We start from the raw sequence: 10,679 nt of genomic DNA on the forward strand, positions 1-10,679 counted from the left end.
GCATCTCGGCACTCCTTAGTTGCCCTCCTAAGCCTCACCGCAGGCTTTAATTATGTCTATTTCAACCCAAAAGTTAAGAAACATCTTCAAACTCACTAGAATTGAAAATTTCAAAACCAACTACGATGCAACCCATATCGCTCCTTGGCTACCACTTGCTCAGAAAGTGAAACCTGTCATCCCTTCGGCAATTATATATTGCGAAGGTAATTTCGGTGAAATTGATGGTAAAACCGCTAATGGGCTAGTGAGGCATTCATTAAGCTATCGTATTCTATCGGTTATTGATAGTGTATCTGCCGGCTTAGATGCTGGAGAAGTACTTGATAACAAAGCCAATGGAATACCGATCCTTGCCAATGCTGAAGAAGCTATCATTCACGCGGAAAGCATTCCCGATTACTTCATTTTTGGCATCGCGCCATCAAGTGGTTTTTTATCTGACTTAGATAAAAGCATCATTTTAAATGCCATGTCACTAGGAATGAACATCGTAAATGGCTTGCATGAATTCCTAACTGATGATCCTCTATTTTTAGAAGCTAGCTTAAAGAATAACGTTCGAATATTCGATACTCGCAAACCCAAAAGTAAAGGCGATCTGAAAACGTTTAGCGGCAAAATACATAACGTTAAATGTCCGAGAATTGCTGTAATGGGGACGGATTGCGCGCTAGGAAAACGAACAACAGCAACAATATTGGCGAATGAACTGACTAGAAAAGGCCTTAACGTCGTTCTGATTGCCACTGGTCAAACAGGTATTATGCAAGGCGCACAATACTGCGTTGCACTCGATGCTGTCCCTTCACAATTTTGTGCCGGTGAGTTGGAATCTGTCATTGTACAGGCCTATGAAAAAGAAAATCCGGACCTGATTATTATTGAAGGGCAAGGAGCCTTGAGTCACCCTGCGTTTTCAACCAGCGCATTTATCTTACGTGGCAGTTGTCCAGCGGGTGTGATATTGCAACATGCTCCTAAACGTTTATATCGTAGTGATTTTCCTGATTGCCCAATGCCTTCGATTGCCTCAGAAATCAATCTTATCGAAACATTTTCTAATACCGATGTTATTGGACTAACACTGAATCATGAAGATATGTCTTTAGATGAAACACGCTGTGTGATAGACAGCTACACTACCGAATTTGGTATACCGGTTACTGATGCATTATCACAGCCTGTCGAACATCTGCTGCACATCGTAACGTCAGCTTTCCCTATAATAGCAAGTAAACTGGCCGCAAAAGGGTGAACTACCCTAGATTAGACATTGATTGTGGGAAGATTCACCATAACGCTCAGTTCCTGATTACTCAGCTCTCACTAAAAAATATATCCGTTACACCTGTAACAAAAGCCTTCCTCGGCCACCCTATCATCGCACAAGTTCTTATTGATGCTGGCGCAACAATGTTAGCCGATTCAAGAATCGAAAATCTTCAAAAGATGACTGAATCTGGCATTGCTATCCCTAAAATGCTCATACGTACACCCATGCTAAGTCAAGTGGCGAGCGTAATAAAATACAGTGATATGAGTTTAAATTCTGAAGTTGAAGTAATTCAGAGGCTTTCACATGCAGCGGAACAACAAAATTGCCGTCACGGTATCATTATTATGGTTGAGCTTGGCGATCTCAGAGAAGGTGTGATGCCCCATCATATTATTGATTTTATCCGAAAAGTTATTTCTTTACCAAACATCACGATAAAAGGAATTGGTACGAATTTAGCCTGTCGGTATGGTGTCGCTCCAGATGATCAAAATATGAATATTCTTTCTGAGCTTGCCGATGGAATTGAAGCTACATTTGGGATCAGTCTAGAGATTATTTCAGGGGGTAATTCTGCTTCAGTTAACTGGGCTCTTCAGAGAACAGGCTTAACTCGAGTAAATAACCTTCGTATAGGAGAAGCAATTTTTTTAGGCTGTGAGCCTTTAGAGCACGAAAATATCAAAGGCTTACATACGAATGCGGTTTCTTTGACCGCTGAAGTGATTGAATCCAAGACTAAACCGACTTTGCCTTGGGGGAGTCGGGGGGGAAATGCTTTTGGTGAAAAAGAAAGCCTTCAAGATAGAGGGGAGGTCTCACAAGCTATTCTAGCATTAGGCCGCCAAGATGTTTGTGTCAGCGGGCTTAAGGCTCCGAATGGGATTAAGATCATGTCTTCAACCAGTGATCATCTTGTCCTTGAACCCTCACAAAAACCACTATTTGTAGGGGAAAGAATCACATTCGGTTTAGATTACAGTGCGCTCTTATCTTCTATGTCTTCACGTTATATCAATAAATATTTTAAGGCACCTAAAGGGAGAAGAAAGCAAGATGGAACGCATAATTTTTGCGTAGACTAACGTCGCTTTTGTTCTCCTCATCGAGTGAGTGCCATACAAGTTAGGATCCAACCCCAGATTAGAAGCCCATCTCCTCACTAAGTATCGATAGTACGAATAGCTAATCGGTTGTTGCTTTCGCCTTTGGCTTGGGAAAATAAAATTGCTGTCATGTAGCGAAGCCATCAAAATCCATTTCATTAGACTCTGCTGAGTTCTTGTCGTTATCTCAAATTGAACTTCAATATCTGTTTTGCGCTGGATATGCTTAACGCGGTTAAATATCCTATCTTGCGAAGATACATCGCAAACTCTGAGAACGAGCAAATCACTTGCTCTAAGTTTGCTATCAATAGCTAAGTTGAGCAACGCAAGCTGTATCAAATTATTTTCAATTTCTAATCTGGTTCTGATCCGCCAAATCTCCTCAAGCCGAAAAGGCTTTTTGACGCCACTTCGTTTCGTTTTGTTGAAAACTACCATGATGACCTCCTTTTAAATTTGGTCATCACGATTGTAGTTGGAAGGAAATGGACATTTATGAGTTATGAGGGACTAGATATAAAAGTTCGGGCTAGAAGCTCATTTACTGAAAATTGCACATCGCTTACGTTAATTTACAGTACATAGCCTAATATATGCGCCAACTATTTATGTAGCTCAACATATTGATTTGTTGAGACTGAAAACTACACTTAAGCTTCATACTTACTACTGGATTTTTATTGATGGGTACTACAAACAATCAAGTTTTCGCTCTTGCGTCTATCGCCTTGCTGCTGGCTGGCTGCTCTCCATCCTCCGACCTAACGGTAACTGGAGCAATTAGTGATTACAAAGGCTCAGCTAGCATTACCCAAGGTCTTGCAAAAACAGTAGAAGCAAACCTTTTTGAGTGTGCGAATGGTCGAAGCCGTGTTGCAGGCATCGGTGAAATTGCTGACGCTGATGGAAAAGTGTGGACAATCCCTGCTCAAAACCATTTTACAACTGCGCCAAAAGCGGTCGATCTTTATGAAGAGTGCGCCAACATCACACCCGAAAGCATAGCCGATGTGGATGAAGCCTCTGTGCCTGTAGCTGTTATTGATCCTGATGGTGAAGAGATCACTGGTTACATCTTTGCTGACAACTATTTCGAGCTATATATTAATGGCCAGCTCGTTGCAGTAGACACTGTACCTTTCACACCGTTTAACTCTAGTATCGTAAAATTCAAAGTAAATAAGCCATACACTATTGCTGTAAAAGTAATTGATTGGGAAGAAAATTTAGGTTTAGGTACAGAAGACAACCGTGGGAAGGCATTCCACCCAGGCGATGGTGGTTTTATCGCCAGCTTTAGTGACGGTACTGTGACAGGTTCCGACTGGCAAGCACAGACATTTTATACTGCACCAATCTATGATTTAAGTTGCCTGAGTGAAGTTGATGGTGAGCGACTATCGGAGAACTGTACAACACAAGGTACAGATAACGGTGAAAATGCTTATGCAGCTCACTGGGAAACTCCAAGTAACTGGATGGCAAAAGATTTTGACGCAGTTTCATGGCCGCGAGCAACTGAATACTCAGAAGATCAAATTGGTGTGAATAACAAGAAATCTTACATGAATTTTATTGAGAAATTCAGTGGTGATGGAGCGAGCTTCATTTGGTCAACAAATGTTGTTTTAGATAATGAAGTTCTACTTAGATACGAAGTGAAATAGCCTTATCCTCTCAACATAAGAAGCAGTTTGAAGTGGTCAAGAATAATTGGCCACGATGTCGGAGTTTAACCAGAATAATCGTTTCGATTCATTCGGTGTTAATCCTCCAATATATTGATGGGGCCTAAGCTGGCTGTAATATCCAATAATGTACCGAACAATCTGTTCTTTAGCTTCAGAAAAAGTACGATAACCATTTTCAGGGATCCATTCACTTTTCAAACTTCTGAAGAAACGTTCCATCGGACTATATCCCAACAGTTTCCTCTGCGTAATAAGCTCTGCTTGATTCGATAACGCCAAAGTAATTGACGATATTTCCTACTTGTATAATGGCTTCCCTGGATGCCGAGTGGAACAAAATACCTTCCGGTTGACCTCGTGATTCAAAGGCCATTGAAAGTGCTTTACCTGTTAATTTACTATCAGGTGATAAAGACATCGCCCACCCAATAGGCTTACGTGAAAATAGGTCGATGACTACCGCGAGATATGCCCATCGATTTCCTGTCCACACAAACGTTACATCTCCAACCCAAACTTTGTTTGGAGCCGTCACTGCAAATTGACGCTCTAAATAATTAGGGATAGCTATGTGCTCTGAGCCCGATTTTTATATTTATGTGGTAGAGTTGTTGGTTGAATCAGGATTAGCGAAATCCAAACGTATCACCAGAAAGCTAATCAAAGATAATGCGATTAGTGTAAATGGTGAAAACATAACCCCAACTAATCCACAGCCCGACTTTGCGTTATTTGATCAGTGCTGGTTAATTCAGCGTGGTAAGAAGCACTTTTGCTTAGTCAAACTGAAATAACCGATACGTATACATAAACATAAGTATTTGTGTAAATTACTTGCCACGACAAGCTATTCATTACAAGCAAATCACTACAAGCTATCCACTGTATTAGCCTTAATAAACAGTGGATAGCGTCAATAATAGTGGATAGCTTCAATCAAATCAGATAGCTGTTAGATCAGAAAATAATTAGATGAAATTACAGTTAGATCAAATGGTAATTAGGTTGACATGTTGTCGCCCTATTTACACATTAGAATTACCTTACACGTTATCGCTTTCCAAAACACCAGCAACTGATGTTTTACGTAGCTTACGTATCCGGTGCAATTTAAGCCTCTTGCGTAAAAAATGAGTAATACGCCACACATAACTTAATGAAACTGCATAAATCGCAAAACAGAACATAAACAGCGCAAACATAACCGATTCATCAATCGCGTTCATTTCACCATAAATACCGAAACTGACATAAAAAACTGAGATTAAGCAGATAATGAGTAACGTTTCCCGCGAAGAAAAACCTAAACGTTGGAAAATATGATGAAGGTGTTCTCTATCGGGTTTAAATGGTGACACACCGCGACGTATACGGCGGATCATAATCGCTGCCATATCCATCAGTGGTACGGCAATAAGCCATAACGCAGTAATTGGGCGCATAATCGGGCCACTGTTATGCTGAGAGTTTTGGCTAGCTTCTAGTAACAACCAAATCACACTAAAACCAATTACCATGCTGCCCGCATCGCCCATAAAGACTTTTCGTTGCCTTCCGCATATGCCAAGGTTCATACAAACATACGGGATCATGGCCACAATGATTGCGATAGACAGATAGGCTAAGCCGGTTTGCCCTTTGTCGAACAGTAAATAAGATAGGCCAGCAAACACCGTTATCGATAGCCCGCCAAGCAAACCATCAATACCATCAACCATATTAAACGCATTAATTGCACCAATAACCGCCACAATAGTGGCAATAGGCGCGAGTAAGCCTAAATGGATATTGCCGCCGCCAACAATATTGCCAATATCTAATAATTCGATATCGGCGACATTCAGCATAACAATCGCTAGAGCAGTTTGAACCAACAACCTAATTTTCACACTGATATCGAACTTATCGTCAAACGCACCTAACACGGCGAGTAAAACAATACAGCCAATAAACAACTTACTGTGAGTAATAAGATCCGGTTTAAATACCAACAACTGAGTGATAGAAATGCATATGGCAAGCCCTCCAACCAGTGGAATCGCACCTTTATGAAGTTTTCTTGCGTTAGGTTTATCAACTAACCCAACCTTTCTAGCCGCTTTACGCAGCATAAAAAGAAATAAAAACGACGAGATAAACACAAAAAATAGTTCTAAAAACATAATATTAATCAATTAGCATCTGACGATATGGAATTTTTTTAATAAAAATAACGCTAGCACGCTGTGCTTAGCGTTGCATAGCATAGCTCATATTTGCCTCGTTTAATAATAAAAAATGCCAATCAGCAAAGCTGACTGGCATTCAAATGTAAAAAAATTTTCTATTAATAGCGGATTTAATGACTATTTATTATCAATGGCTATTTTTTATCACTTGAATACGCATAGTTGTAATAACCATAACCGTACGAGCTAGATGCTTTCTTCTCAATAGCGTTAAAGATAACCCCTTTCACTTCAATACCCGATTGTTCAAAACGATTACGCGCCACTTCAATCTCTTTAATGGTATTTTGACCAAAACGGGCCACCATTAATGTGGTGCCAGCAAGCGCGCCAACAATACTTGGATCGGTAACCGCCAGGACTGGTGGGGTATCGACAATAACTAAATCATACTCTTGCGCCGCCCAGTCCAATAATTGGGCAAAGCGCGGGTGCATTAATAATTCCGATGGGTTAGGCGGCACTTGACCACGGGTGATAATATCCAAATTTTCAACTGGCGTGGCTTTCACCGCTTGAGCGTTCTCTTGCTTGCCACCTAGTAAATCAGAAAGACCATTATCCCAACCCACACCAAAGCTTTGTTGCAAATACCCTTTACGCATATCAGCATCAATTAACAATACCTTTTGGCCGGTTTTCGCTGCAACCGCAGCAAAGTTAGTTGAGATAAACGACTTACCAATACTCGGCGCCGGACCGGAAATCATCACAATGTTATTTTTTGCTTCTAACATAGCAAAGTGCAAGCTGGTGCGAAGGCCACGTAATGCTTCCACCGAAAGATCGGCGGGGTTAGATTCTGCCAGCAAGGCTTGCGTACCTTGATTTTTGTGCTTTTTAGATTTAAAGCGATTACTAAGCTCAATCTGCAAAGCAGATTTAGGTACCGCAGCATAAACAGATAAACCAATCTGTTCAATTTGATCGGCGCTTTCAATACCTTTATGGAAAGCAGCCTTAACCAAAACTAAAGCAACGCTTAACATACCACCGAGTAAGGTGGCTAACACAGCAATCAGTGGCTTCTTAGGTTTTACTGCTCGGGAATAAGTTTGCGCATCATCTAAAATACGCACGTTACCTACGGTACCGGCTTTAATAATGCTCAGCTCTTGCACTTTATTAAGCAGTTGAATATAAATCTGTTGGTTGACTTCTACATCACGGGTCATACGCAGCACCTCTCGTTGCGTTTTCGGCAACTTTTGCACTTGCTTATTTAACCGCTCTTTTTCACTCAATAAAACTTGTCGCTTATCAATAAGAGCCTTATAAGTAGGGTGGTCTTTGGTAAAGCGCTGGCTAACTTCGCTCTCTTTAAAAGTCAGTTCATTTAACTGCGCTTCAAGCTCAACCATCACTCGCAAAGTGGATTGCGCTTCTAGGCCAAGATCTATTGACTCATTCTCTTGGCGATAATTGTTTAAGGTATTTTCAAAATCTGTCAATTTCGATTTAATACCTGGTAAGTGGCCTTCTAAGAAAGCCAGACTTTTCTCTGCTTCAGCTGAATTACGCTCGACATTCTGTAAGAAATAGATCTGGCTGATATGGTTAAGTATTTCGGCAATCAGCTGTTTATCTTCGCCTTCAAAGCTTAATTTCAAAATACCGGTCTGTTTGCCTTGTTCAGCCAAAGATAAGGAAGACTTGAGCCATTCAATGGCCTCTAGTCGACTACGCTTACCAATAGCAAACTCAAAGCCATTGCTAGAGTCAAAGCCCGCGACAAATAAGCTGTAACCATCTACGTTGGCCAGCTCGCCTACTTTGCCTTGCAAGATAACCCGTTCATCTTCACGAACCAGTTGATAAGTGCCTTGCTCGGCATCAACAATCTGTATGGTATGCCCATATTGACTGGCATAATCTGGCAGCAAAAAACGACCAACCGAGATCGTATTAATCTCACCGGTTAAACGAGCCAGGCCTTTACCTACCAAGGGCATATAGACAGGGGAAGTAACAATAGTTAAGTTAAATTTATCGACTGTCTCGCCCAAAATCATCCGAGATTTGATGATCTCCACTTCAGTAGTAGCCGACGATTCTTGAGCAAACAGATCGCCCATATCACCCACCATGGATGAGATACCACCAGAGCTTTTCTGTTCAATTTGAATCAAGGCATCGGCTTTGTATATCGGGGTAGAAAGCAGCGCAAAAGCAACACCAAATACAGCGAAGGAGAAGGTGATGAATATAATGAACCATTTAGCATCCAGTAAAATACCAAGCAGTTTTCCTAAATCTATTTCATCGGAGTGATCAGAATATGATTGCTGAGATGGTTGTGTTGTCATTAGATTGCGAGTTCCTAAAAGAGTACGATTTAACAAAGCATGCTAACGACTTGCCGCATGCTTTTTTGTATGATTTTTCAGTCGTGGCTTAGCTTACACCATCTTAAGCGGTACTTAAATGTTGCAAAACATAAACCTGAGAGAATTTAAGCTTTACAGCTTTTTCGCCCACGCGCGCGCGGCTTGATCAATCAATTGATAAGCATGTTCAAAGGCTTCGCGGCTCTGGCGATACGGATCGGGAATATCTTTCTGCCCAATCCATTGGCCAAACAACATCGCTTTACCACGAGATTCGGGGGATATTTCAGTCAAAGCCTGTAAATGCCCTTTCTCCATCACTAAGATCAAATCATACTGAGCACAAAGCTGGGCGGTCAGTTGTTGAGACTGGTGGTTTGCCACATCAACCCCATTCTCTGCGGCAATGGCAACAGCACTGTTATCGGCCGGTTTGCCGACTAGTCCGCTTTTTTCGGCAGCAATACCTGCTGAGGCGATCTGTTTATCTGGTAGCAAGGTTTGCAGTACTCGCTCGCCAGTAGGTGAACGGCAAATATTGCCCACACATACCACTAAAATTTTATTAAACATAATATTCTTTCAACTATAAAAAATAGACCACAATAAAAATGTGGTCTAATGTCTATTCTACCTTAGCTTATGGCCAATTACGAATGCGTAGTACACCTTCTGTCAATTCATTAAAGCCGGAGATGGTCGGCACTAACTGACCAATCACACGGTTCCAACGGCTGATGGGCGCAGCGGTCACATACACAATGTCATAAGGTTTTAAATCAAATTCGGTACCAATCACCAAAGCGGAGGCATCTTGCATATTTAGCTGGTAGATATCGGCCATCCGTTCAGATTTATCATCGGAGGTTCGAATCACAAACACTCCGGTTGCATCGGCATAAAGTTGGCTAATACCGCCCACCTGGCTCAGCGCCTCAGTTAAGCTCATGCCCACTCGGTCAATTTTAAGTAACTTAGGTTCATTAACTTCGCCCATCACAAACACTTTCTGCGCATCGTTACGCGGCACGTGCACTATATCGCCCGCTTGCAGCAAGCGATTTTGAGTTAAATCGCCACGTTGCATCAAACCGTACAACGAAAGATTTTCCTCTATGCCGTCACGGGTGAGTGACACATTACGCCAATCGGCATCCTCAGATAACCCACCAGAGCGATTAATGGCATCGAGTAAAGTTAAAGGAATATTGGTAATGTATTGTTGACCTGGTGTAGCAACCTCACCAGTAATGTAGGTTTTTTTAGAGCGAAACGCGGCTACGTTAACGTCTACCTGAGGGCTTTCGATGTATTTTGCTAAGCGGCTGGCAATATCGGTACGGATGTCACGAACAGTTTTTCCCGCGACTTGTACCACACCAATGTAAGGATAAAAAATAGTGCCATCGGCGTGTACCCAGTTACCGGCTTCTTCACTACTGCGATAAGAGCCTGCAGGAATGGTCAGTTCAGGATGGTCCCAAATAGTAATATTTAAAATATCACCGACACCGACTTTATATTCATACAAAGCAATATCGGCATCTAATTTAGGATTAGCCAGAGAAACCGACAAAGTTTCACTACGATAATTGGCCACCGACTGTGCGGTAAGAGGGTACAAGTTAACCACATCTGAGATGTCCGGTTGTGTCTCATCTTCAGCAGCAAGGATCACATTTTTATTATCGGTAGAAAGGTGAGACCCAGGAACAGTACACCCAACCAGAAATGCAGGCAGCAGTACTAAAAGGAGACGATTTTTATTAATTTTCATGTTAACCAAATCATAAAAGGAATGTATCGTGACACTCAACAATAACAGCCACGGATTCTATAAGCTATACAGCCTTGCAAAGAGTAAATGGAGCGAAAAATGAGATCTTGCTTCCAATTATAATAAACATGGAACGGCTGCCACATTGAATAGTGAGTGGCAATACACATACCAATACTAACAGTCAATTTAGACCGCAATGTATTATCCATATTTTGTATTTATTATCAACCTAGTTGAATGTCTCCAACATTTTCAGTGGGAAACA

Annotated in this window: 8 protein-coding genes and 2 pseudogenes; 4 read left to right on the forward strand and 6 right to left on the reverse strand. The window is 41.5% G+C overall.

The genetic code is table 11. The annotated features are described in order from the left end of the window. Nucleotides 1-52: 52 nt before the first annotated feature. Entirely contained in the window at nucleotides 53-1,258 is a 1,206-nt protein-coding gene (locus ACLKML_RS03465; RefSeq protein ID WP_413283675.1) for a DUF1611 domain-containing protein, read from the forward strand. Then, nucleotides 1,255-2,364, forward strand: coding sequence for an alanine/ornithine racemase family PLP-dependent enzyme (locus ACLKML_RS03470; RefSeq protein ID WP_413283676.1), 1,110 nt, complete (start codon nucleotides 1,255-1,257; stop codon nucleotides 2,362-2,364). Before ACLKML_RS03465 ends, ACLKML_RS03470 begins: the two co-directional genes overlap by 4 nt. Here ACLKML_RS03470 and ACLKML_RS03475 read toward each other — a convergent pair. Beyond that, nucleotides 2,284-2,826 (reverse strand): tyrosine-type recombinase/integrase, encoded by a 543-nt coding sequence (locus ACLKML_RS03475; protein ID WP_413283677.1) that lies wholly within the window; start codon nucleotides 2,824-2,826, stop codon nucleotides 2,284-2,286. The genes ACLKML_RS03470 and ACLKML_RS03475 overlap by 81 nt on opposite strands. A 245-nt stretch (nucleotides 2,827-3,071) precedes the next feature. On the opposite strand from ACLKML_RS03475, the gene ACLKML_RS03480 reads away from it, so the two are divergent. Beyond that, entirely contained in the window at nucleotides 3,072-4,055 is a 984-nt protein-coding gene (locus ACLKML_RS03480) for a hypothetical protein (protein ID WP_413283678.1), read from the forward strand. A gap of 36 nt (nucleotides 4,056-4,091) precedes the next feature. Here ACLKML_RS03480 and ACLKML_RS03485 read toward each other — a convergent pair. Next, nucleotides 4,092-4,668: pseudogene (locus ACLKML_RS03485) on the reverse strand (IS3 family transposase); the annotation flags it as partial. Between the two features lie 10 nt (nucleotides 4,669-4,678). On the opposite strand from ACLKML_RS03485, the pseudogene ACLKML_RS03490 reads away from it, so the two are divergent. After that, a pseudogene (locus tag ACLKML_RS03490) lies at nucleotides 4,679-4,873 on the forward strand (S4 domain-containing protein); the annotation flags it as partial. A gap of 249 nt (nucleotides 4,874-5,122) precedes the next feature. On the opposite strand, the gene wecA reads toward ACLKML_RS03490, so the two are convergent. The 4 genes from wecA to ACLKML_RS03510 all read right to left on the reverse strand — a co-directional run bounded on the left by wecA (nucleotide 5,123) and on the right by ACLKML_RS03510 (nucleotide 10,411). Next, complete coding sequence (gene wecA / locus ACLKML_RS03495) at nucleotides 5,123-6,241, reverse strand: UDP-N-acetylglucosamine--undecaprenyl-phosphate N-acetylglucosaminephosphotransferase (RefSeq protein ID WP_413283679.1); 1,119 nt, start codon at nucleotides 6,239-6,241, stop codon at nucleotides 5,123-5,125. 200 nt (nucleotides 6,242-6,441) lie between these two features. Next, the gene (locus tag ACLKML_RS03500; protein ID WP_413283680.1) at nucleotides 6,442-8,613 is read right to left on the reverse strand and encodes a polysaccharide biosynthesis tyrosine autokinase; all 2,172 of its coding nucleotides are present in this window, start codon (nucleotides 8,611-8,613) and stop codon (nucleotides 6,442-6,444) included. 153 nt (nucleotides 8,614-8,766) lie between these two features. Then, nucleotides 8,767-9,207, reverse strand: a complete 441-nt coding sequence (locus tag ACLKML_RS03505) for a low molecular weight phosphotyrosine protein phosphatase (protein ID WP_413283681.1) — start codon at nucleotides 9,205-9,207, stop codon at nucleotides 8,767-8,769. A gap of 67 nt (nucleotides 9,208-9,274) precedes the next feature. Beyond that, a complete protein-coding gene (locus tag ACLKML_RS03510) occupies nucleotides 9,275-10,411 on the reverse strand; it encodes a polysaccharide export protein (protein ID WP_413283682.1) in 1,137 nt (378 codons plus the stop codon). Nucleotides 10,412-10,679: the final 268 nt, after the last annotated feature.

The sequence above is a fragment of the Vibrio sp. MA40-2 genome (genome assembly GCF_047302445.1).
Classification (GTDB): domain Bacteria; phylum Pseudomonadota; class Gammaproteobacteria; order Enterobacterales; family Vibrionaceae; genus Vibrio.